A 21,052-nucleotide genomic window follows, 5' to 3' on the forward strand; every position below is an offset into this window, starting at 1 on the left:
TCCCTGTGACGAGACAGCGCCGTGCGAGGGACGACTGAAGGAGCGGAGCGACTGAAGGAGTCGGTTGGGGAGGCCGAGGTTGCGGTCGGGTGGGACTGAAAGGGGCCGCGCGCTCGATCCGGAGAGGCGACGCAAGGACCGCAACGAAGTGAGGAGCGTGGTTCGAAAGAGCGCGGAGCGCTCTTTCGTCATCCCGAAAATCTCTGATTTTCGGAGACAGCGAGCCGCAACCGGTCGAGCGCGGCGGGGGCTTTCGTGGTGTTGTCGTCCAGTACAGTTCCAGAAAGCGCGGCGGGGGCTTTCGACGAGTCGTAGACAGCAACTGCTCTTCAAGAAAGCGCGCGTCCGGCATCCACTCCACCTAACCACTTTCTCCGGAAGCGTCGTACCACGATCCGAGAATGCCCACCGACTACGACACCGGCTGGGAGTACGAGTCGGAGTTCGCCGACGCCCTCGCCGCGGTCCCCGACGACCAGTTCGACCCAGACCGCTTCGTCGGCGGCGCGGGCCCGCTCGACGCCGACGCGATGCTGGTCGGGGAGGCGCCGGGCGCCCAGGAGATCGAGCAGGGCGCGCCGTTCGTCGGGCAGGCGGGCCAACAGCTCGACCGTGCGCTCGACGCCGTCGGACACGACCGCGACGAGCTCTACATCAGCAACGTCGTCAAGGTGCGATCGCCCGAAAATCGCGACCCGCACGTCGACGAGATCGAGGCGTGGGCGCCCGTACTCGACGCCGAGATCGAGCGCGTCGATCCCGCGGTCCTCGTTCCGCTCGGCAGTTTCGCCGCCCGCGAACTCCTCGACACCGACGAGACGATCACCGACCTCCACGGGCGCGAGTTCGAGGTAGACGGCCGAACGGTCGTCCCCTGCTTTCATCCCGCCGCGGCGCTGTACGACCGCAGCAAAGCCGAGCCGATCGAGGACGCCCTCGCGACGGCGCTGGAGCGGGGCTGAGCCGATTCAGCGTCGCGGCGGCGGCTCGGCTTCGACCGGCTCTCTCGTGTACGCCGGATACGTCCCCTGATAGCCCGCCGCTCGCCCGATCGCTCCGAGCAGCGCCGTCGCGGGACGCCGAAGCGGATCCGGCCCCAGTTCGAACGCTATCTCCTCGGCGAACTCGTCGGCCAGCACCGCGAACTGGAGCGTCGAGGGGCGTCCGTCTGCGTCGGTCTCGCCGTCGCGGGCCAGCCCGAACGTCGTCTCGAAGAACTCCTCGGTCCGGAGCGCGGGGTCGAGTTCGACCACGGTGCGCACCGGCTCGGGGCCGACGTTCCAGACGTAGTGCGGCGTCTCGGCCGGGATCAGGAGCGTCTGGCCCGTCAACACCGTTCCCTCCTCGCCGCCCACGCGGGCCGACAGCACCCCCGACCGGACCTCGATCCGCTCGCGCTGGCGCGGGTGCGAGTGGGGCGCGATGGCTGCCCCGCCGGCCTCGATGTCGTACTCGAACCGGAGTCGGTCGCCGTCCGTTTCGTCGGCCGTTTCGAGAAACGTCACGTGCTCGCCGGTCTTCGGATTGTCGATGGTCGTGCCTGAACGTGCCACGAGTGATCCCCGGGCGGGCCTACCACGCCCCGCCGGTTGAGCGTTGGCGTCCCTACGACAGTGCCGAGTGGGCAACGTTTTCCCACCGGACCGCCTTCCCTCGCGCATGGATCTGGAGGAGATCGAGAGCCTGATCGAAGCCGAACTCCCCGACGCCGACGCCGAGGTCACCCAGCCCCGCGGGCCCGAGGACGAGGACCACCTCGCCGCGCTGGTCGTCTCGCCGGCGTTCGAGGGCAAGTCGCTGGTCGAACAGCACGAACTCGTCTACGACGCGCTGGGCGATCGGATGACGACGGATATCCACGCGATGGAGCTGAAAACGTACGCGCCAGAGGAGTACGACGGCTGATCCGGTCGACCGGTGATCTCTCGGCGTCGCGACGCCGGCGCGGCCGCGGCGTCCGCGCCACGCGCGTGCGGTAGGCATTTCCCCCGCCGGGCACCACTAGAACCCATGGCATTCGAACCCGAGTCAGAGCTCTCGCCCGAGGAAGTACAGGAGCGCGTCGACGACGCCATCGCCGACAACGAGGTCGTCCTGTTCATGAAGGGCAACGAGCTGATGCCCCAGTGTGGCTTCTCGGACCGCGCGCTGACGCTGATCAAGCAGCACCGCGAGGAGTACGAGACCGTCGACGTGCTCGACGCGCTCGACGCCCACCGCGACGCCCTCGAAGGCCACAGCGGCTGGGAGACGATCCCCCAGACGTTCGTCGACGGCGAGTTCGTCGGCGGCAGCGACATCCTCGCGGAACTCGACGAGCGCGGCGAGCTCGGCGAGAAATTGAACGCCTGAGTCGGCGCACGCAAGCCCCACCGGAGTAATATTTTTACACCGACCATCTGTCCGTAGCGTATGGCGACGCTCGACGCCGACGCGACGCTTCGCGCCGAGCTGTACGACCGGCGGATGCGCGAGATGGACCGCGGCGATTCGGAACTCTACGCGGCGCTCGCGCGCGACGCCGAGGGACCGGCGCTCGAACTGGCCTGCGGAACGGGACGGATCTACCTCGACGCGCTCGCCGAAGGCTGCGACGTGGACGGCTTCGATCGATCGGCCGAGATGCTCGCTTTTCTCCGCGAGCGGGCCGCCGAGCGCGGGATTGAGCCATCAGTCTGGCGGGCGGACATGACCGACTTCGCGGTCGATCGCGAGTACGAACTCGCATACTGCCCGTTCAACGCAGTGCAGCACCTCCTGACGATCGAGAACCAACTCGACGCACTCCGGAACGTCTACGACGCGCTGGCGCCCGGCGGCCGGTTCGTCTTCGACGTGTTCGTCCCGAGCTTCGAGCTGATCGCCGAGACGTACGGCGAGTGGCGCACTGAGAGCGTCGAACTTCGCGAGGTGCCCTACAAGTTCCGGACACGAACGAGGATCACTGACGAGGTCGAACAGCAATTCACGGTCGAAAACGAGCTGTACGATCCCGACGGGAGTCGGGTAGTGGCGGAATCGCACCGACTGAAGATGCTGCCGAAGCGCGAGGTGGAGCTGTTGGCACGGCGCTCGCCGTTCGAGGAGTGGACCGTTCGCGGCGGGTTCGAGACGATCGAAGCGGACGCCACGATCGAGGACGGCGACTCCGTGCAGGTCTGGACGCTTCGAAAGAGAGCGTGAGCGCCGACGCTCAGTCGGAGCCGACGACCTCGGCCGTGGCGAAATCGTCTTGAACGCTCTCGATTTCGACCGTCACGCGCTCGCCCATCGACGCGTCGGGGACGACGATCACGAAGTCCTCGACGTCGGCGATCCCGTCGCCCTCCTCGCCCATCTCGTCGATTTCGACGGTGTACTGTTCCCCCTCGTCGACTGGCGCTGTCGTGCTCACGCGCGTCGCTACGACGACCCTCGACGTAACTGTGGGGCCAAGCGATCGCCGAAGCGTAGACTGTTCTCTCGCGACTCCCGAGACGCGAACCATTTATCAGGTCGCTCGCACCCGTCTCTAGCATGGACCTGCAGATCGACGGCGACGCGGCGCTCGTCACGGCATCGAGCAGCGGCCTCGGGAAGGCGTCCGCCAAAGCGCTCGCGCGAGAGGGCGCGAACGTGGTCGTCAACGGTCGCGACGAGGAGCAACTCGCCGACGCGGCCGAGGAGATCCGCAACGTGGCGTCGGGTGAGGTCGTCGAACAGCCCGGCGACCTCACCGAGAAGGACGACATCGAGCGACTCGTCGAGCGAACGGTCGACGAGTTCGGCACCGTCGACCACCTCGTGACGAGCGCGGGCGGGCCGCCGAGCGGGCCGTTTCTGGAGACGACTGACGAGGACTGGTACGAGGCGTTCGACCTGCTGGTGATGAGCGTCGTCCGGCTCGTGCGCGAGGCCGAGCCCCACCTGCGCGACGGCGAGGGCGGCACCATCGTCAACGTCACCTCCCGCAGCGTCAAGGAGGCGATCGACCAGCTCGTGCTGTCGAACGCCGTCCGGATGAGCGTCATCGGGCTGGAGAAGACGCTCTCGAAGGAGCTGTCCCCGGAGGTGCGGGCCAACGCCGTGCTGCCGGGCTCCCACGAAACCGCCCGGATCGAGGAGCTGATCGAGCAGTCGATGGATCGGGGCGAGTACGACAGCTACGAGGAGGGGCTCGACGACTGGGCCGAGGGCAACCCCGCCGAGCGCATCGGAGACCCGATGGAGCTGGGCGAGGTCGTCGCGTTCCTCAGCTCGCCCAAATCGAGCTACGTCAACGGCGTCGCCGTCCCGATCGACGGCGGCTCCGGCGCCTCGAACCTGTAGGTTATCGGGCGGGTCACCGGACGGGAGTTTTCGGTCGACCTGCAACACACGGTTATCAGCGGTCCCGTCGAAGTTCCACCCGATGACCCAGAACCGCGGAGCCACAGCAGAGACGACGGTGGCGTGCCACGTTCGAGCGCCGATGCTGCTCGAACCGATCGACTCCCAGATCGAAACGCTGCGTGCCAGCGAGTCGGACGGTGCCGTGGACGCCGTCGTGCTGCGCGGCTGGCCGGACAAGGTGTCGCTCGGCGACGACCGCTCGTTCCGCGAGGTGGTCGACGTTTTCAGGCGGTTCGAGCGGTGGGCCGACCGCCGCGGCGTGAGCGTCCGGCCGCCGTTTGAGGTCCGGACGACGTCCGCGACGTTCACCGACGCCGACGCGGCGGTGCTGGTCACGCCGCTGATCGCCGTCGCCGTCTATCGCGGCGATCGCCTCCACGGCGTCTACCCCCACAGCGACGGCGAGGACACCTACACCGTCGCGGACGCCATCGCGACGCTCCGGACCGGCGAGGTGCCGACGCCGCTGGGCACCGCGCCGGCGCCCGAGCCGGTCCGGCCGGACGGCTGCCCGGACTGTGGCGGCGATCTCGTCGACGGTCAGGGACTGCTGGGCTGCGTCGACTGCGAGTGGACGGGGACGGCGACGGAGAACGGCCGGCTCGTTGCGTCGCCCGTGGCCGAGCCGACCGAGGGCGAAATCATCGGTCCGGCGCGACGGTGAGCTGCGTCCGGACGCGGCACTTTTAACGACGCCGTCACTACCCGGTCGTATGTCGCTGGTGCTCCCGAGCGAGATCGTCGTCGAGCGCTTCGTTCCGACCGCGCGGGCCATGCTGGCCGCGGCGCTCGACGAGCGGGGGTTCACCCAGCAGGAGATCGCCGACCGGATCGGCGTCACGCAGGCCGCGGTGAGCAACCTCGTCAACGGCAACGTCGCCGTCGAGGAGCGGTTCAGCGAGGACCCGCGGATGATCGAGACGATCGAGCGGATCGCCGACGGGTTCGACGAGGACCGGATGGACGGCGTCGACGCCATGGCCGAACTGCTCGCGCTCGTCGAGGCGTTCGAGGACCGCGGGCCGATCTGCGCCGCCCACGAGGAGGCGATGCCCGAACTGGAGGGCCTGGGCTGCGATCTGTGCGTCCGGGGCACCGACTCGGAGGTGCTCGCCGAGCGCGACGTGCTCGCTTCCGTCAGACGAGCGGCTCGTCTGCTCGCGGGCACCGACGCGATGGTCGAGCACGTCCCCAACGTCGGGACGAACGTCGGGATGGCGCTGCCGGACGCCGCCGACCCGACCGACGTGGCTGCGATCCCCGGGCGCATCTACCGGATGCGCGGGAGCGTCGAGGTGCCCGCCAACCCCGAGTTCGGCGCCTCCGAGCACGTCGCCCGGACGGTGCTGGCGGCGCGGAGCGTCGATCCGGACGCCCGCGCGGCGCTGAACGTCGCCACGAGCGACGAGTTGCTCGCCGCGGCCCGCGAGCGCGGGATCGAGCCCCTGGAGTTCGACCCCGAGTACGAGGACCGCGGCGAACACCTGCGCGAGGCGATGGCAACGCGCGGCGAGGTGCCGCCCGTCCTGTTTCACCGCGGCGCCTTCGGCATCGAGCCCGTGACCTTCGTACTCGGGCGGACCGCGGTCGAGGCGGCCGAACTGGCGGTCGACCTGGCCGAGCGGGCGACGGGCGGCCACGAAACGTAAGTAGTTCCTCTTCGAATCCCCTCGCAGCACCGACATCGACGCCGGTCGAACCGATGATCGATCCCGACGAGCGAACCGCGCGACGCGCTCTCGACGGCGTCAGCGACGCCTACGTCGCCATCGACGAACGCTGGCGGATCGAGTGGGTCAACGCCGCTACGACGGAGTTTCTCGATCGGCCGCGCGAGGAACTGGTCGGCGCCGGCGCCGGCGACGTGCTTCCCGGCGACGTCGCGGCCGCGCTGCGCGAGACGTTCGGCGACGCCGCGGCGACCGACGCGTCCGGCGCTCCGACTCCACAGTCGCCGGGCGGCGACGCCGAGGACCGCCCGCGCGACGTCGAGCTGGAGTTCCGCATCGACTGCGATTCTCCGGACGGATCGTTCGACGTCCGCGCCGTCGCCGCCGACGGCGGCGTCTCCGTGTTCATCAGAGACGTCACCGACTCGAACCGACTGGATCGCGAACTCGCGCGTAACGCGACGATCGTCGAGGCCGTTCACGACGCCGTCGTCACCTTCGACGCCGACGGGAGAGTCACGAGCGCCAATCAGGCCGCCGAGGGGCTGTTCGGCGCCGACCGCCGGGCGCTGATCGGGACGACGGTCGACGACCTCGCGAGCGAGACGACGCTCGACGCCGAGAGCGCCGCGACGTTCGCCGACGCCGCAGTCGCGGTTCGGGAGGGTGCGGCCGCGGAGCGACGCTTCAGCGTGACCTGCGAGGGTGCCGACGGTCGACAGGTCGGCGACGTCCAGCTCGTCCCCCTGCCGATCGACGGCGCCGACGGTACGGTCGGCGTGATCCGCGACGTGACCGAGCGCGAGGAGTACGACCGGGTCCTCACCGCGCTCCACGACGTCTCGCGGCGGCTGTTCGGCGCCGACGATCCCGACGAAATCTGCGCGATCGCGGTCGAGGCGGCTGCGAATCTGCTGAACCTGGAACTCAGCGGGATCTGGCTGCTCGACGAGGAGCGCAACCGGCTCGATCCCGTCGCCGCCACCGCCCGCACCCACGACGAGATCGGCGGGCTGCCCCACTTCGCCGAGAACGAGGGGCTGATCTGGGACGTCTTCCGCAGCGGCGACGCCGAGCTGTACGGCGATCTTCGCGAGGTGCCGGGCGTCTACAACCCCGACACGCCGGTCCGCAGCGAGCTGATCGTCCCGATCGGCGACTGTGGCGTCCTGATGGCCGGCGAGCCTCGCCCCGACCAGTTCGACGACACTGACCTGGAGCTGGCGGGGATCCTCGCCGCGAACGTCGAGGCGGCGCTGGACCGGACCGACCGCGAACAGCTGCTTCGGCGTCGGACCGAGGAGCTAGAGCGCCAGCGCAACCGCATGGAAACGGTCGCTGCCGTGCTCTCTCGCGACATCGAGCGGCGCCTGTCCGCGGCCCGCGACGCGCTGGGGGCGGCGGGCGTGACGATCGACGCCGGCGGCCGGTCGGCCGACGCGACGGTCGACGCCGACGGTCAGCCGACCGACGCCGGAAACCAGCCGACCGACGCCGAAAACCAGCCGGCCGATGCCGGCCGCTCTCCGGCGTCGGACGACGGCGTTCCTGGTCGGGCGGCCGCCGCGGAGGAGCTGGCGATCGCCGAACGTCTCGTCGCCGACGTCCGCGAGGTCGCCGGCGCCGCCGGCGCCGAGACGGCCCGGGAGCGCGTCTCGCTCGCCGACGCCGCGGCTGACGCCGCAGAGCGCGTCGACGACGTCACCGTCCGGGCGATCGACGATCCCAGCGTCCGGGTCGATCGGCGCCGCTTCGTCCGGTTTCTCGCCGCGCTGTTGCGCTTCGCCGCGGGGCGAGCCGAGAGCGAGGCCGCGGTCCACGTCGGTCGGCTCGACGACCGGGACGGGTTCTACGTCGCCGACGACGCGCCGCCGATCCCCGAGGACGAGCGCGCGGACGTGTTCGATCCCGAGTACGCCGCGGCGCTCTCGCTGCCCGGGCTGGGGCCGGCGATGGCCGACGAGATCGCCGACGCCAACGGCTGGGAGCTGACGCTGGCGCCGACCGAGGGCGAGCGACGCGGCGCGCGCTTCGAGGTCACCGGCGTGACGACGTTGTCACGGTGAACGCGAGAACGAGAGCGGCGGCTCCTACCGCGAGATGTCGCGACACGCCCGGTCGTAGGCGTTCCGATCGGAGAGCCGGGCCATCGTATCGTCGATGTCCGAACGCAACACGGCGAGTCGGTCTTCGAGTCGCGCGTAGTCCTCGCTGGCGCGGAGCTGGGCCTCGGTCTTTTGCTTGTCGAGGATCGCCTTCTTCGAGGCCAGCGCGAAAAACTCCTGAAGTTGCTCGTCGTACGCCGAGCGCAACAGTAACTGGTCGACGGTGTCGGTCAGATCCCGCTTCGAGACCGGTTTGACGAGATAGTCGTCGAACCCCATCTCGACGATGTCGAAGTCCGGCTCGACCGCGGTGACCATCGCGACCCGGCAGTCCAGCCCCCGCTCCCGGATCGTGTCGAGTACCGTGTCGCCGGACAGTCCCGGCATCCGACGGTCGAGCAGTACGATGTCGGCGTGCTGGTCGATGGCGTCGAGCGCCTGGCTGCCGTTGTACGCCGTCCGGACCGTACACTTCTCCGCCAGCCAGGCGGAGTACAGGTCCGCCAGGTCGGGCTCGTCCTCGACGATCAGGACGGCGGGCTCATCCGACCCTGCCATCAGTTTCGACCCCTGTACCGTTCATTGTATTTACTTTCTCAATCTATTGACTTCAATATAACGACTCGCGAGAAAACTGACCGCGAAGAGACAGGATCACGGAACTACGCGATTCCCCGGCGCCCCAACCGTGCTCAGTCGAGTTCGCGCTCGATGACGGCCCGCCAGTCGCCGATCGCGTCGGCGTCCGTGACGATCGTCGTCTCACCCGCCGCGATCGAGAGCCGGCCGTCGTCGGTCGCCGTCCCGAGATGCGCCACGGGTGCGACGCCCTCGAACGCCGCCTCGACGGCCTCGGCGTCGCTCGTCTGGACGAGCGCACGACCGGGCTGCTCGTGGAACAGCGCGGCGGTCGGATCGACGCCGTCTGGCAGCGTCACGTTGAGGCCGGCGTCGTCGGTGACCATCTCGGCCAGCGAGACGGCGAGGCCGCCGTGGCTGACGTCGTGGACCGCGAGCGTGGCGTCCTGGTCGGCCACTCGCGCGAGCGCCGAGACGACTGCGCCCGGCGCGTCCGGAAGCTCGGGGAACCGGTCGGTGCCGTCGAACTGCGCGAGGAACTCGGAGCCGCCGAGGCGAGCGTCCGCGTCGCCGCCGGCAGCGAGATCGCCGACCAGCAGCAGTTCGCCCTCCGCTTCGACCGAGAGCGGTGGCGCGTCGTAGCCGGGCTTCGTGCCGGTCATCGCCAGCGTCGGCGTCGGCGGGATCGGGCCGTGCTGGGAGTCGTTGTACAGCGAGACGTTGCCGCCGACGACGGGCACGTCCAGCTCACTGCACATGTCCGCGAGCCCGTCGACGATCCCCTTGAACCCGCCGTACACGTCGGGCTTCTCGGGGTTCCCGCCGTTGAGGCAGTCGACCGCGGCGAGCGGTGCTGCGCCCTTCGCGGCGAGATTGGTGGCGTTTTCCAGCGCGACGGCGCGGGCGCCCTCGTAGGGAGCCGCGTCGGTCCAGTTCGGCGCCGCGCCGGCCGAGAGCGCCAGGCCGACGCCGGGCGACTCTTCGTTTTCGGCCTCGCGGATCGCCATCACGGCGGCGTCGTCGCCGGGCGCGACGCTCGTGCGGACGCCGACCTCGTGGTCGTACTGCCGGTACACCCAGCGCTTGCTCGCGGTGCTGGGCGCCGAAACCACGGTCTTGAACGCCTCGGCGAGCTCGGCGTCGGGCAGGTCGCGCTCCTGCTCCGCGGGCTCCTCGTGAGGCAGGTCGTTCATCGGCGCCCCCTCGCCGAGGAACTCGGCGTCGACGTCGACGACCGTCTCGCCCTCGAACCGGCAGGTGTAGTTGCCTTCGGTGACCTCGCCGATCACCGAGCAGCCCAGTTCGAACTTCTCGGCGATCTCGGCGACGCGGTCGACGTTCTCCGGCCGGACCTCGTAGCACATCCGCTCCTGGGATTCGGCGAGCAGGTACTCCAGGGCGGTCATGTTCGGTTCGCGCTCGTGGACCTCGCTCAGTTCGATGTCGGCGCCGAGCCCGCCCTTGGCGACGAGTTCGCTGGACGCTCCGCCGAGACCGGCCGCGCCGAGGTCGCGGGCCGACTCGATCAGCCCTTCGTCGATCAGTTCCTCGTTGGCCTCGATCAGCAGCTTCTCGGCGTAGGGGTCGCCGACCTGAACCGCGGGGCGGTCCTCAGTCTCGGCGTCCTCGTCCAGATCCTCGCTGGCGAAGGAGGCGCCGCCGAGCCCGTCTCTCCCCGTGGAGTTCCCGAACAGGACGAGCTTGTTGCCCGCCTCCTGTGCCACCGCCGTCACCAGTCGGTCGTCATCGACGAGGCCGACGCAGGCGACGTTCACGAGGGGGTTGCCCTCGTAGTCCTCGTGGAAGTCGACGCTCCCGCCGACCGTGGGGACGCCGATGCAGTTGCCGTAGTGGCTGATCCCCTCGACGACGCCCTCCAGCAGATATCTGGAGTGCTCGCGGTCGAAGTCACCGAAGTACAGCGAATCGGTTAGCGCGATCGGGTACGCGCCCATCGAGAGCGTGTCCCGGACGATGCCGCCGACGCCCGTCGCGGCGCCGTCGAACGGGTCGACGTAGGAGGGGTGGTTGTGGCTCTCGATGCCCATCGTGACGTACGTCTCGCCGTTGGGGGCGTCCGCATCCGCCGAATCGCCCGCGGCGTACTCGGGCAGCGCGACGACCGCGGCGTCGTCGCCCGGCCCGACGACGACGCGGTCGTCCTCGCTGTCGAACGCGCCCAACAGCGGGCGCGAGGAGCGGTACGCGCAGTGCTCGCTCCAGAGATTTTCGAACAGCGCCGCCTCGGCCGGGGTCGGCTCCCGGCCGAGCTCCTCGACGACGAGGTCCCGGTCCGGATCGGAGAGACTCATTCACCTCCCTGTTGACTCAGGGTCGGTAAAGGCGTTTCCATGTGCACGAACGTGTTGGTCGATTCGCATTCCGAGCGCCCGATTCTACGGGACCTCCGTGCTACTCTCTGACGCCACGCCCGATATACCGAGGTGTTTTTGGGGGCACCGTCCGAAGGTGCCCCCGTGCTGTCGGTCGAGCTACACGCCCACTCCGAGCTGTCGTACGACGGTCGGGATCCGGTCGATCTCCTCTTAGAGCAGGCCGAGGCGATCGGCCTCGACGCCCTGGCGATCACCGACCACGACGAGTTCGACGCCAGCCTCGAAGCCGCCCGGAAGGCCCCCGACTACGGGCTGGTGGGAATCCCCGGCATGGAGATCACCAGTCAGGCGGGCCACGTCCTCGGGCTGGGCCTCGAGGAACCCGTCGAGCCGGGGCTGCCGTTCGGCGAGACGCTCGATCGCATCCGCGAGCAGGGCGGGATCGCCGTCGTCCCCCATCCCTTCCAGGAGTCGCGCCACGGCGTCATGGCGAACATCACGCGCGACGAACTCGCCGCCGCCGACGCCATCGAGGTGTACAACTCCCGGCTGCTCACCGGCCGCGGCAACAGACAGGCCGGGACGTTCGCCGAGGAGTTTGGACTGCCCAAGACCGCCGGCAGCGACGCTCACATCAGCGAGATGGTCGGCCAGGCCGTCACGCGCGTCGACGCCGACGAGCGCTCGGTCGAGGGAATTCTCGACGCCGTCCGCGAGGGCCGCACCGAGGTCGACGGCAAGCGAACGCCCTGGCGGATCAGCTTCCGCCAGGCCGCGGGCGGCGCCAAGCGCCGCATGATCGCCAAGCTGCTCGAACTGTTCTGATGCTACACGGCGCCCCGCCGGAGTTCGTCCGCCGGGCGCTCGACGACGCCGATCCACTGGTCGGGACCGCGGGGTTCGCGGGCGCGTTGCCGAGTGATCGCGACGACGCCGACGAGACGCTCGTCCGCGACGTTCTGGGGCGCTACCCGCTGTTCGTCGACGAGGAGACCGGCGAGTGGACACCGTCGCCGACCGGCCTCGCGAACGCCCGCTCGTTCCCCGCGGGACACGTCCGGCGCCCCGGCGACGCCGAGCTCGAGCGGGTCTGGACGCTCCCCGATCCGGTGCCGTTCGCGGACGAACAAACGGCGGTCGCGGAACTCCGAACAGCAGTGCGGGACGGCGTCGACGCCGCGGCGTCGGCGGCATCGGACGACCCCGATATGGAGGTTGCGGTGGCGTTTTCGGGCGGCGTCGACTCGGCTGTCGTCGCGTCCGGCCTCGACGCCGCCGGGATCGACGCGCCGCTGTACGCCGGCGGCTTTCCCGGGAGCCACGACCTCGACGCCGCTCGCTCCGCGGCGTACGCGATGGACCGCGAGCTGCGAGTCGTCGAGTTCACAGTCGGAGACGTCGAGCGCGCGGTCCCGCGGGTCGCCCGGGCGATCGACCGGCCCGACGCGATGGCCGTCCAGATCGCGCTGCCACTCTATCTCGTCGCCGAGCGCGCCGCGTCGGACGGTTACACCCACCTCGCGGTCGGGCAGGGCGCCGACGAGCTGTTCGGCGGGTACGCGAAAGTCGCCCGGGCGCCCGAGGACCCGCGTGTCGACGCCGACACCGTGCGCGGCGCGCGCGACGAAATGCTGGCGACGCTGCCCGACCAACTGGAGCGGGACGTCCTCGCGCTCCGGGCCGCCGGCGTCGAGCCGGTCGCGCCGCTGCTCCACGATCGCGTGGTCGAGACCGCACTCCGGCTGCCCGGCGACGCGCTCGTCGACGACCGCGGCGAGCGCAAGCGCGCGCTCAGACTCGCGGCCCGCGAGTTCGTCCCGGACCGCGTCGCGTTCCGCGAGAAGAAGGCCGTCCAGTACGGCAGCCTCGCCGCCCGGGAGCTGGATCGGCTCGCCCGCGAGGCCGGGTTCAAGCGCAGGATGGACGATCACGTCACCGAGTACGTCCGGTCGCGGATCGACGAATAAAGGAGCGGGCAGCGGATAGGGGAACCGAATGGATCCGACGATCGGCACTGACGCGCTCGCGGGCGTCGACGGTCCGCTGGGCTACGCGCTGGTCTTTCTGCTGGCGGCGATCCCCGTCGTCGAGGTGCTGGTCGTCGTGCCCGCGGGCGTGGCGCTCGGGATGAACCCCGCTCTCGTCGCGCTCGCCGCGTTCGCGGGCAACCTGACGACCGTCCTGCTCGTGATCGTCGGCTCGGACCGCGCGCTGGCGTTCGTCCGGCGCCGATTCGGCGACCCCGACGACGAACCCTCCAAGCGCGTCCGGCGCGCGAAGCGCCTCTGGAAAAAGTACGGCACGCCCGGGCTCGCGCTCGCGGCGCCGATCAGCACCGGCGCCCACCTCGCGGCCGTGCTGGCGCTCTCCTTGGGTTCGGGGCGCCGCGACGTGGCATCGTGGATGGCCGGCAGCCTGCTGGTCTGGACGGCCGCGCTGGCGGCGGCGTCGTTCTACGGCGTCGAGAGTCTGGGCGCTATCGTCTGAGCGCCCTCGCGCCGGCCGGTCGGGCGGCGGCGTCTCGACGCCGCTGCTCTAGAACTCTCCGAAGCGCGTGATCGGCTCCAGCTCCTCCGTCCGCGGCTCCTCGAAGGCGTTCTTCGCGATCGTCCGCCGGTGAACCTCGTCGGCGCCGTCGACGATCCGGAACTGGCGGACGTTCTCGTAGAAATCGGCCAGCGGCAGGTCCTTCCCGATGCCGTTGCCGCCGCAGTACTGCACCGCGGAGTCGATGGCATCCTGCACCGCGTTGGCGGCGAACGTCTTGCACATCGCCACCTCGACGCGAGCCTCGGCGCCGTCGGCGTACTGCCCGGCTGCGTGGCGCACCATCGTCCGCGCGGCGTGGAGTTGCGTGCGGTGGTCGGCCACGTCGAAGCGGACCGCCTGCTTGTCGGCGACCGACGAGCCGAAGGCGTCGCGCTCGCTGACGTACGCTGTCGCGATGTCGAGCGCCCGGTCGGCCATCCCGAGGAATCGCATGCAGTGGGTGAGCCGCGCGGGGACGAGCCGCTCCTGGGCGATGGCGAAGCCGGCGTTTTTCGCACCGAGCAGGTTCTCCTCGGGCACGCGGACGCCGTCGTAGCGGATCTCGGCGTGGCTCATCCCCATCGGCGCGCCGCCGAGGTGGGGGATGTCGCGGACGATCTCGACGCCGTCGGCGTCCGCGGGCACGAGGAAGATAGAGGTTCCCTGGTAGGGATGTGCGTCCTCGTCGGTCCGGGCCATCACCAGCAGCACGTCGGCCTCGCTGCCCTGCGTCGTCCACCACTTGTGGCCGTCGATCACCCACTCGTCGCCCGTTTTTTCGGCCGTCGTCCGCAGCATCTTTGGGTCCGACCCGCCGCCCTGCATCGGCTCGGTCATCGAGAAGCCAGATCGGGCCTCCCCCGCCGCGAGCGGGGCGAGCCAGCGCTCTTTCTGGGCGTCCGTGCCGACCATCTCCAGGGTGTGCATGTTCCCCTCGTCGGGCGCGCCACAGCGCAGCGCGGTCGGGCCGAGCAGGCTCCGCCCGGCTTCCTCGAACACCGGCAACAGTTCGCGAAAGTCCAGCCCGAGCCCGCCGTACTCCTCGGGGATCTGCGGGCCGTACACGTCGTACTCGCGCGCTTGCTCGCGGAGCGCCTCGATTTCCTCGTCCGGGACGGACTCCGTTCCGAGGTACTCGCGCTCGGCCGGGATTACGACCTCGTCGACGAACTCTCGCGTCCGCTTGGCGGCCGCGCGGCCGCGCTCGGGATCGTCGTACTCCATAATCGATCATCGGAGTTGAGTTGTAAAAAGCTGCCCCCGAACGGCGTCGTGCGATCCGAACAACGCCGGTTTCGTTTATTCCCGTGGCCCAAGATACTTGCCAACGTTCACCGTACGAGAGTAACATGAACGTTCGCGTAAAATTCGGTGGATCGGCGCCGATGCGTAGACGAGCGGGCGACGCCGCGGTCGAAGCGGCGTCTCGACGCCGAAGCGCGGCGTCCGGACGCCGAAGCGGGGCATCGAGCGACGGAGGCGCGACGCCGACATGACCGACGCGTACCTCGACCGACTGGTCGACGACGACGCGCTGGCGTCGTATCTCGACGTCGAACTCGGGTCGGCCGACGCGTTCGAGTACGAGCGCCTCGGGGAGGGCCACTCCAACGAGACGCTGGCGGTGACCTGGGGCGACCGCGACCTCGTGTTGCGCCGCCCGCCGGCCGGCGAGACGGCCGACACCGCCCACGACGTGACCCGCGAGTACCGGGTCATGGACGCTCTGCAGGGGACTGACGTGCCGGTCCCGACGACGGTGCTGGTCTGCGAGGATCGCGACGTGATCGGCAGCGAGTTCTACCTGATGGAGCGCGCCCGCGGCGACGTACCCCGCGACGACGAGCCCGAACGCTTCGCGACGCCCGAGCACCGCCGGCGCCTCGGCGAGGAGGTCATCGACACGCTGGCGGCGATCCACGACGTCGACTACGACGCGGTCGGACTGGGCGAGTTCGGCTATCCGGAGGGCTTTACCGAGCGGCAGGTCCAGCGCTGGTCCGAGCAGTACACCTGGGCGTTCGAGGTCACCAGCGAGGATCGCGAGGTGCCCGAGATTTACGAGCTGACGGGCTGGCTGATGGAGAACGTCCCCGAGGAGCACCCTCACACGCTCGTCCACGGCGACTTCAAGCTCGACAACCTCATGTTCGCGCCCGGGACGCCGCCGGAACTCACCGCCGTCTTCGACTGGGAGCTCTCGACGCTGGGCGACCCGCGGACAGATCTCGGGTTGCTCGCGCTGTTCTGGCGCGATCCCGGAGACCCTGACCCGCCGACGCCGGAGCTGCTCCAGCCGTTCACCGAGCGCGAGGGCTACCCCACCCGCGAGGAACTGTTCGAGCGCTACGAGGAGCGGACCGGCATCGCATTCGAGCACCGCCGGCTCTATCAGGTGCTGGCGGCCTACAAGCTCGGCGCGCTCGGCGAGATGTTCTACCGGCGCCACCTGGAGGGCAACGCCGCCGACCCGCTGTACCCGAAGATGGAGGACGGCGTCCCTCGGCTGGCCGAGTACGCGCTCGCGCTGGCCGAGGGCGAGATCGAGCTGTAGACCCGGCGTCTTGAGGGGATTCAACCGTGGGGTGTCCCGTTTCGGCGGTCGTCGAGTGGGTCGGATCGTTTTTCTCTCGCCGCTCGGTACGTTTACACGAAGACTTCCAGACCAGACGGTGATACGCTGTGACGATACACTCCAACATCGATACTGGCGCGGTACTCCGGACGACGCTCGTGCTCGGGGCGGCGACCGTTTTCACGGGTTCCGTTTCTTCAGTCACCGGTCCTGCCGGCGATCTGGCGCTGGCGCTGGGCGTCCTCGCGATTGCGGCGTCGAGCGTCCGACTGCTGGCACACGTCTACGGTCGACGTGTCGGTCTGGCCGTCGCCGGGCTGTTCGTCGCTGCGGCGGTCGTCGGCGTCGCGCTGGCGACGCTTTCCTGACGATCGCTCGTCTCCCGTAGCGGTGGCGACTGGCAATCTTTTTACGAGGCTGCAGGAAACTGACCGCCCATGGTAGAGGAGTTTAGCGACGAGCTACAGTCGATGGCGGGGGAGGATCTGCGTGCGGTCGCGACCTTCGGGAAACTCGACTACGACGTGGCGTTCATCCGCGATGACGTTCGCGAGCGCTACTCCAGAGAGCGGCTGGACGAGCTCTACCGTAATCTCGTCTCGGACGGGATCGCCAACGACGAGATCGGCCAGCAGATGGCCGTCGGCGAGCAGCAGGCCAGAATCAAGGTGTTCGAGAACGTGATCGTCTTGGTTTTTCCGAGCAGCCGGTACGAGGGCGTGTTCGTCTCGATCGATCGCGATCCCGACGTTCCGATCCTCGATATCATCGACCTCGCGGACGCCGAACTGTAACCGCGATCGGCCGGCAGGTCGTCGCGTCTCCTCGACCGCTTCTATCGTCCTCTTTGCGCTCAGCGGTCCGGCTCGGTTTTCTCGATGAGCGGGTGCTGCACGTAGTCGTTGACGTCCACGTCAGCCAGCGAGTCCAGCCCGCCGCGGCGGGCCACCGTCTCGAACCCGAGTTCCTCGACCTCGTCCGGCGAGACCGTGAGCACGTACGCCGAGGTCCGATCGAGATCGAGACTCCGCGCAGCCATCGCGCGGTGGTGACCATCGATGAGAAACGTCTTCGAGCCGTACGACACGACGATCAGCGGCTCGGCGAGGTCGTTCTTGAGTTCGTACTTGCGCCCTTCGAGTTCGTCCGCGTACACCTCCCGTTGGGTGGGGATCAGCGCGTCGACGGCGACTTCTCGCTCGTCGACGCCGACGGACGTCTCGTGTTGCCGTTCGAGCAGTTGCCGCGTGCTCTGAACTTTCGAGGGCGTCGTTCGCTCGATCTGGCTTCGGACGGCGTCGCCGTTCGAGAACATCCCGAGGAGCTCGCCGTCCTCGTCGACCACCGGGAGAAACTGGTGGCCGGTCCGGAAGATGACGCGCGCGGCGTTTTTCACGCTCATCTCGGGGCGGACGACGACGAGTTCGCGGCGCATGACCTCCTCGACCGACTCGTCCCCGTAGATCTCCAGCAGGTCGATGGCGCTGACGAACCCCAGCAGCTGGTCGTCCGCGTCGACGACCGGGAGCCCGTCGAACTGCGATCCCTCCTTGATCCGGTCGACGACGTCGGTCACCCACGCGTCGGGGCCGACCGTCGCCACGTCGGTCGTCATGTACTCGTCGACGCGGACTTCCTCGAACTCCATCAGCGTCAGGTTCGCGTCGTCGTCACTTCCATCCGACATCGTACACCTCCCGTCGGCCGGGTGTTCGGCCGTGCTCGATCACGAGACGAGCTACCCGCTCCGGGCGCTTAAATCCGAGCCGAATCCGGTCCGCGGTCACGATCGATCGGTGTCGACTGTGCTCGATAGCGACGGTCCCGATGTCGACGGCATCCAAGCGGTCAGTCCGTTCGCCGAGTACGCGCTGGCCGCCGGTGAGAGCGACCCGTAACGTCCAGACCGTCGGCCGTGGATTTCGGAGTATCGGTTCCACGCAAGCGACTATTACCGATCGACGGGAACTCGAAGGTAGATGTGGGTGGATGGGAGCGGCGGCCACGCGATCATCGGTATCGTGTCAGCGATCACTTTGGTTCTCGCCGCGGAAGTGGTCGTTCGAAAGCTGGTCCGGATCGCGAAGTACTACGAGCTCTCCGAGGCCGTGATCGGACTGACCGTCCTTTCTTTCGGGACGAGCCTCCCCGAGATCGCCTCGCACGTCGTCGCGTCGTCGCAGATCGTCCTCGGCGTCGGCGACCCGATGATCCTCTCGGCGACCGTTCTGGGCGGCAACATCGGATCGGACGTCGTCCAGCAGACCCTGGTGCTGGGACTCGTCGTCCTGACCGTGGGCGGCTTCCGGTTCTCGCGCAAGTTTCTTCTCCGGGGGTACGCTCCGATGATCGGGACGACGCTGCTCACGTTACTGCTCGCCTGGGACCGGGTTCTGTCGCGCGTCGACGGCGCCGTTCTCCTGCTGGTCTTCGTGTCGTACACGTACTTTCTGTACACGACGCGGAACGAGGTTCTCCAGCGTCAGGGGACACGCCTGCCGTCCGACGACCCGAGACGCGACGTTCTGGTGTCGCTCGTCGGCCTCGTCGTGGTCGTCGCCTCCGCGCACTTCCTGTTCCGGTCCGTCGGGTTCGTGGTGGCTCAGACCGGTCTGGAAGGATCGCTGATCGGCGTGGTCGTGCTCGGCGTCGGCGCCGCGTCCCCGGAGATGACGACCGCTATCGTCGGTTTGCGCGAAGGAGCCGAGGGAATTTCTCTGGGAACGCTGATCGGTAGCAACATCACCAATCCGCTCCTCGGTATCGGTCTCGGGTCGCTGCTGTCGACGTACCACGTGCCGGAACCGCTCGTCTACTGGGACCTGCCGATGGAGACCGTGACGGCGGGACTCCTGCTCACGTACCTCCTGACCAAGGACGATATCGGCGACGCGCTGAGCGCGATCGCTCGGCGACTCGGCCTCGGCGAGACCTGGGAGCGATCCCTGACGGCCGAGGAACGACACTTGGGACGGGTCGGCGCGGTGTTGTTGATCGCCCTGTACTTCGTCTATCTCTTCGTGCGAATCTCGTACTTCCCGCACGACTTTTAGTTGTCTCGCCGCCGACGCGACTGGTCCGCTGCGGCGAGCGCCTCAGACGGCGACGAGAAGCAGCGGGACGAGCAACAGCGAGAGGAGAAAGCCGACGAAGTACCACGTCGACCCGACGAGCTCACGCTGCGCCGCGGCGACGAGCCGTCCGTACGTTTCGTAGAACACCAGCACCGACACGGAGAGGACGAATCCGACGACCAGCAGCACGACGACGGTGAGCGCGCCGACGGCCGTGTCGAGAGCGATCGCGACGATGAGCGTATCGACGAGCGTCCCGACGTTCGCACCCAGCACGAACGGCACGATCTCGTCTCGCTTGACGTGCCCGCGGTTGTACAGCGGGACGACGATGCCGAGCGAGAACGCGACGCTGGTCGTCAGTCCAGTGACGACGAGTCCGAGCCCGAACGACACCCACTTGTCGTTCAGCTTCGAGACGTACCGTTGGCGCAGCTGACGCTTGTCTACGCTGTCGAGGACTCGGTCGAACAGCCGAAGGCTGAGGAAGATGAGCCCGATCGCAAGGACGAACGCCATCCCGGCGCCGACGAGTTCGACGATGGCCTCTGCTCCGATCGAGACCACGTCGCGGACGGCGGCGTCCGACTCGGGGAGCAGCCGTGTCTGCCCTTCCACGCTCTCGATCGCCGGCAGCCAGAGGTATCCAAGCGCCAGTGCGGGCAAGTAGATCGAGTGGGTGACCAAGAACGTGAGGAGCCCGAGGCTCGTCGACTCGCGGACCGTATCGAGTTCCTCGTTCAGGTAGTCGAACGCTCCGACGAAGACGACGACTGCGGCCCCGCCGAGCCGAGATCCGACGATCATCAGGAACAGCTGCGACGGGAGAAGCAACTCCGACTTGAACAAGGAAAGCGACAGGGCGGCGACGATCGACCCGTTCGCCAACACGTAGGAGGCGAACCAGCCGAGGCCGAGCGCCGACCAGTCTCCGACGACGATCCGCCCGAGAACCCGCCTGAGAAACGGCGTGAGCGCGTCGGTCGACGACCCGAGCAATCGAATGGCGAACAGGAACAGAACGATCGTTACGGACACCTGAAGCGCGAGCACTACCGGAGAACGACTGGACAGTTGCTCCGTCTCCGAGCTGATGTGTCCTCACCCGGGCTATCATACGCGCCACCGCGGGTAAAACGTTGCATAGAACCGGGATTGCTGGATGCGAGTCGGATCGGGAACTCTGCAGCGATGAACCGTTCGGTCGATCGAACCGGATACTCGTGACGTCAGCGACTGCCCTCGACCGCCTCGATGGCGTCGATCCCGACCTCGACGACGTCGTCGGCCAGTTCGTCCGCTCGCGCTCGCAGGTCCGCCGGCGCGAACCACTCCCAGTCGTCGGCGTCCTGCTCGCCCGCCGCGGGCGCGATGTCGCGGTGCTCGACTTCGCCGTAGTAGACGAAGTCGACGTGCTGGTGGCCGACGCCCTCCGGCGTGACGTTGATGTCCTCCAGCAGGAACTGCCGGGGCTGGGGGAGCGATCGGGCAGTCTCCGACTCGGGACCGTCGGCGTCGGCGAGCAGCGAGACCGTCAGCCCGGTCTCCTCGCGGGCCTCACGGAGCGCGGTCTCGTGGGGGAGTTCGTCCCGGTCGACGTGGCCGCCGGGCGGGAGCCACATGTCCAGCTTGTCGTGCTCGTGGAGCGCCGTCGCGCCGTCGTTGACGACGTAGACGGTGGCGACGAAGTGACGCGTCGTCTCCATACGCGCTCTCTGCGACGCCCGGGGGAAGTAGGCACCGTTCCGCGGTCGTCGCGACGCCGTCTCGGGGGCAGGCGGCGCTGCCCCGGAGGCGGCCCGGGGCAGCGCCG

General features: G+C 68.8%; 24 protein-coding genes. 16 read left to right on the top strand and 8 right to left on the bottom strand.

The features are described from left to right. Positions 1–401: 401 nt before the first annotated feature. Positions 402–962, top strand: coding sequence for a uracil-DNA glycosylase (locus NO931_RS00605; RefSeq protein WP_256390680.1), 561 nt, complete (start codon positions 402–404; stop codon positions 960–962). Positions 963–968: 6 nt separating this feature from the next. On the opposite strand, the gene NO931_RS00610 is transcribed toward NO931_RS00605, so the two are convergent. Next, positions 969–1,553, bottom strand: coding sequence for a cupin domain-containing protein (locus NO931_RS00610; protein ID WP_256390681.1), 585 nt, complete (start codon positions 1,551–1,553; stop codon positions 969–971). Positions 1,554–1,659: 106 nt separating this feature from the next. On the opposite strand from NO931_RS00610, the gene NO931_RS00615 reads away from it, so the two are divergent. From NO931_RS00615 to NO931_RS00625, 3 genes are all read left to right on the top strand, one after another. After that, the gene (locus tag NO931_RS00615) at positions 1,660–1,905 is read left to right on the top strand and encodes a BolA family protein (protein WP_256390682.1); all 246 of its coding nucleotides are present in this window, start codon (positions 1,660–1,662) and stop codon (positions 1,903–1,905) included. Between the two features lie 105 nt (positions 1,906–2,010). Further along, a complete protein-coding gene (locus NO931_RS00620) occupies positions 2,011–2,352 on the top strand; it encodes a glutaredoxin family protein (protein ID WP_256390683.1) in 342 nt (113 codons plus the stop codon). Between the two features lie 60 nt (positions 2,353–2,412). Beyond that, a complete protein-coding gene (locus NO931_RS00625; protein WP_256390684.1) occupies positions 2,413–3,183 on the top strand; it encodes a class I SAM-dependent DNA methyltransferase in 771 nt (256 codons plus the stop codon). A gap of 10 nt (positions 3,184–3,193) precedes the next feature. On the opposite strand, the gene NO931_RS00630 is transcribed toward NO931_RS00625, so the two are convergent. Then, a complete protein-coding gene (locus NO931_RS00630) occupies positions 3,194–3,394 on the bottom strand; it encodes a TRAM domain-containing protein (protein ID WP_256390685.1) in 201 nt (66 codons plus the stop codon). 122 nt (positions 3,395–3,516) lie between these two features. Here NO931_RS00630 and NO931_RS00635 point away from each other — a divergent pair, with 122 nt between their 5' ends. From NO931_RS00635 to NO931_RS00650, 4 genes are all read left to right on the top strand, one after another. Then, complete coding sequence (locus NO931_RS00635; protein WP_256390686.1) at positions 3,517–4,308, top strand: SDR family oxidoreductase; 792 nt, start codon at positions 3,517–3,519, stop codon at positions 4,306–4,308. Positions 4,309–4,390: 82 nt separating this feature from the next. Continuing rightward, the gene (locus NO931_RS00640) at positions 4,391–5,035 is read left to right on the top strand and encodes an HTH domain-containing protein (protein WP_256390687.1); all 645 of its coding nucleotides are present in this window, start codon (positions 4,391–4,393) and stop codon (positions 5,033–5,035) included. Positions 5,036–5,084: 49 nt separating this feature from the next. After that, a complete protein-coding gene (locus NO931_RS00645) occupies positions 5,085–6,020 on the top strand; it encodes a thiamine-phosphate synthase family protein (RefSeq protein WP_256390688.1) in 936 nt (311 codons plus the stop codon). Positions 6,021–6,073: 53 nt separating this feature from the next. Further along, complete coding sequence (locus tag NO931_RS00650) at positions 6,074–8,107, top strand: GAF domain-containing protein (RefSeq protein WP_256390689.1); 2,034 nt, start codon at positions 6,074–6,076, stop codon at positions 8,105–8,107. Positions 8,108–8,131: 24 nt separating this feature from the next. Here NO931_RS00650 and NO931_RS00655 read toward each other — a convergent pair whose 3' ends face one another. Then, a complete protein-coding gene (locus NO931_RS00655) occupies positions 8,132–8,704 on the bottom strand; it encodes a HalX domain-containing protein (protein ID WP_256390690.1) in 573 nt (190 codons plus the stop codon). A gap of 134 nt (positions 8,705–8,838) precedes the next feature. Continuing rightward, entirely contained in the window at positions 8,839–11,037 is a 2,199-nt protein-coding gene (gene purL / locus NO931_RS00660) for a phosphoribosylformylglycinamidine synthase subunit PurL (protein WP_256390691.1), read from the bottom strand. Positions 11,038–11,202: 165 nt separating this feature from the next. Between purL and NO931_RS00665 the strand changes: the two genes are divergently transcribed. The 3 genes from NO931_RS00665 to NO931_RS00675 are packed head-to-tail and all read left to right on the top strand — an operon-like array spanning position 11,203 to position 13,548. Further along, positions 11,203–11,886, top strand: a complete 684-nt coding sequence (locus NO931_RS00665) for a PHP domain-containing protein (protein ID WP_256390692.1) — start codon at positions 11,203–11,205, stop codon at positions 11,884–11,886. Continuing rightward, positions 11,886–13,028: an asparagine synthase C-terminal domain-containing protein gene (locus tag NO931_RS00670; protein ID WP_256390693.1), complete on the top strand. Its 1,143-nt coding sequence runs from the start codon at positions 11,886–11,888 to the stop codon at positions 13,026–13,028. Before NO931_RS00665 ends, NO931_RS00670 begins: the two co-directional genes overlap by 1 nt. A 28-nt stretch (positions 13,029–13,056) precedes the next feature. Then, positions 13,057–13,548 carry a small multi-drug export protein gene (locus NO931_RS00675; protein ID WP_256390694.1) on the top strand — a complete coding sequence of 164 codons (492 nt, stop codon included), beginning with the start codon at positions 13,057–13,059 and terminating at the stop codon, positions 13,546–13,548. A 48-nt stretch (positions 13,549–13,596) separates the two neighbouring features. Here NO931_RS00675 and NO931_RS00680 read toward each other — a convergent pair whose 3' ends face one another. After that, positions 13,597–14,814, bottom strand: a complete 1,218-nt coding sequence (locus NO931_RS00680) for an acyl-CoA dehydrogenase family protein (RefSeq protein WP_256390695.1) — start codon at positions 14,812–14,814, stop codon at positions 13,597–13,599. Positions 14,815–15,082: 268 nt separating this feature from the next. Here NO931_RS00680 and NO931_RS00685 point away from each other — a divergent pair, with 268 nt between their 5' ends. From NO931_RS00685 to NO931_RS00695, 3 genes are all read left to right on the top strand, one after another. Continuing rightward, entirely contained in the window at positions 15,083–16,144 is a 1,062-nt protein-coding gene (locus NO931_RS00685; protein ID WP_256390696.1) for a phosphotransferase family protein, read from the top strand. 128 nt (positions 16,145–16,272) lie between these two features. Further along, entirely contained in the window at positions 16,273–16,533 is a 261-nt protein-coding gene (locus NO931_RS00690) for a hypothetical protein (RefSeq protein ID WP_256390697.1), read from the top strand. Positions 16,534–16,602: 69 nt separating this feature from the next. After that, a complete protein-coding gene (locus tag NO931_RS00695) occupies positions 16,603–16,959 on the top strand; it encodes a DUF7522 family protein (protein ID WP_256390698.1) in 357 nt (118 codons plus the stop codon). A 59-nt stretch (positions 16,960–17,018) separates the two neighbouring features. On the opposite strand, the gene NO931_RS00700 is transcribed toward NO931_RS00695, so the two are convergent. Next, complete coding sequence (locus NO931_RS00700) at positions 17,019–17,813, bottom strand: CBS domain-containing protein (protein ID WP_375142025.1); 795 nt, start codon at positions 17,811–17,813, stop codon at positions 17,019–17,021. A gap of 70 nt (positions 17,814–17,883) precedes the next feature. On the opposite strand from NO931_RS00700, the gene NO931_RS00705 reads away from it, so the two are divergent. Both NO931_RS00705 and NO931_RS00710 read left to right on the top strand, forming a co-directional pair. After that, the gene (locus NO931_RS00705) at positions 17,884–18,063 is read left to right on the top strand and encodes a hypothetical protein (protein WP_256390700.1); all 180 of its coding nucleotides are present in this window, start codon (positions 17,884–17,886) and stop codon (positions 18,061–18,063) included. Positions 18,064–18,144: 81 nt separating this feature from the next. Then, positions 18,145–19,218 carry a sodium:calcium antiporter gene (locus NO931_RS00710; protein ID WP_256390701.1) on the top strand — a complete coding sequence of 358 codons (1,074 nt, stop codon included), beginning with the start codon at positions 18,145–18,147 and terminating at the stop codon, positions 19,216–19,218. Between the two features lie 42 nt (positions 19,219–19,260). Here NO931_RS00710 and NO931_RS00715 read toward each other — a convergent pair whose 3' ends face one another. Together NO931_RS00715 and NO931_RS00720 are read right to left on the bottom strand one after the other, a co-directional pair. Next, positions 19,261–20,277, bottom strand: coding sequence for a Na/Pi cotransporter family protein (locus tag NO931_RS00715; protein ID WP_256390702.1), 1,017 nt, complete (start codon positions 20,275–20,277; stop codon positions 19,261–19,263). Positions 20,278–20,468: 191 nt separating this feature from the next. Further along, on the bottom strand, positions 20,469–20,945 hold the full coding sequence (locus NO931_RS00720) for an NUDIX hydrolase (protein ID WP_256390703.1): 477 nt from the start codon (positions 20,943–20,945) through the stop codon (positions 20,469–20,471). Positions 20,946–21,052: the final 107 nt, after the last annotated feature.

The organism is Natronoarchaeum rubrum (assembly GCF_024494695.1).

Bases quoted from the DNA above. Each gene is read 5' to 3' on its own strand.
- NO931_RS00655 (WP_256390690.1), bottom strand. From the start codon at position 8,704: ATGGCAGGGTCGGATGAGCCCGCCGTCCTGATCGTCGAGGACGAGCCC.
- NO931_RS00710 (WP_256390701.1), top strand. From the start codon at position 18,145: ATGTGGGTGGATGGGAGCGGCGGCCACGCGATCATCGGTATCGTGTCA.
- NO931_RS00700 (WP_375142025.1), bottom strand. From the start codon at position 17,813: ATGGAGTTCGAGGAAGTCCGCGTCGACGAGTACATGACGACCGACGTG.
- NO931_RS00670 (WP_256390693.1), top strand. From the start codon at position 11,886: ATGCTACACGGCGCCCCGCCGGAGTTCGTCCGCCGGGCGCTCGACGAC.
- NO931_RS00645 (WP_256390688.1), top strand. From the start codon at position 5,085: ATGTCGCTGGTGCTCCCGAGCGAGATCGTCGTCGAGCGCTTCGTTCCG.
- NO931_RS00605 (WP_256390680.1), top strand. From the start codon at position 402: ATGCCCACCGACTACGACACCGGCTGGGAGTACGAGTCGGAGTTCGCC.
- NO931_RS00625 (WP_256390684.1), top strand. From the start codon at position 2,413: ATGGCGACGCTCGACGCCGACGCGACGCTTCGCGCCGAGCTGTACGAC.
- NO931_RS00680 (WP_256390695.1), bottom strand. From the start codon at position 14,814: ATGGAGTACGACGATCCCGAGCGCGGCCGCGCGGCCGCCAAGCGGACG.
- NO931_RS00695 (WP_256390698.1), top strand. From the start codon at position 16,603: ATGGTAGAGGAGTTTAGCGACGAGCTACAGTCGATGGCGGGGGAGGAT.
- NO931_RS00635 (WP_256390686.1), top strand. From the start codon at position 3,517: ATGGACCTGCAGATCGACGGCGACGCGGCGCTCGTCACGGCATCGAGC.
- NO931_RS00675 (WP_256390694.1), top strand. From the start codon at position 13,057: ATGGATCCGACGATCGGCACTGACGCGCTCGCGGGCGTCGACGGTCCG.
- NO931_RS00720 (WP_256390703.1), bottom strand. From the start codon at position 20,945: ATGGAGACGACGCGTCACTTCGTCGCCACCGTCTACGTCGTCAACGAC.
- NO931_RS00685 (WP_256390696.1), top strand. From the start codon at position 15,083: ATGACCGACGCGTACCTCGACCGACTGGTCGACGACGACGCGCTGGCG.
- NO931_RS00650 (WP_256390689.1), top strand. From the start codon at position 6,074: ATGATCGATCCCGACGAGCGAACCGCGCGACGCGCTCTCGACGGCGTC.
- NO931_RS00615 (WP_256390682.1), top strand. From the start codon at position 1,660: ATGGATCTGGAGGAGATCGAGAGCCTGATCGAAGCCGAACTCCCCGAC.
- purL (WP_256390691.1), bottom strand. From the start codon at position 11,037: ATGAGTCTCTCCGATCCGGACCGGGACCTCGTCGTCGAGGAGCTCGGC.
- NO931_RS00640 (WP_256390687.1), top strand. From the start codon at position 4,391: ATGACCCAGAACCGCGGAGCCACAGCAGAGACGACGGTGGCGTGCCAC.
- NO931_RS00620 (WP_256390683.1), top strand. From the start codon at position 2,011: ATGGCATTCGAACCCGAGTCAGAGCTCTCGCCCGAGGAAGTACAGGAG.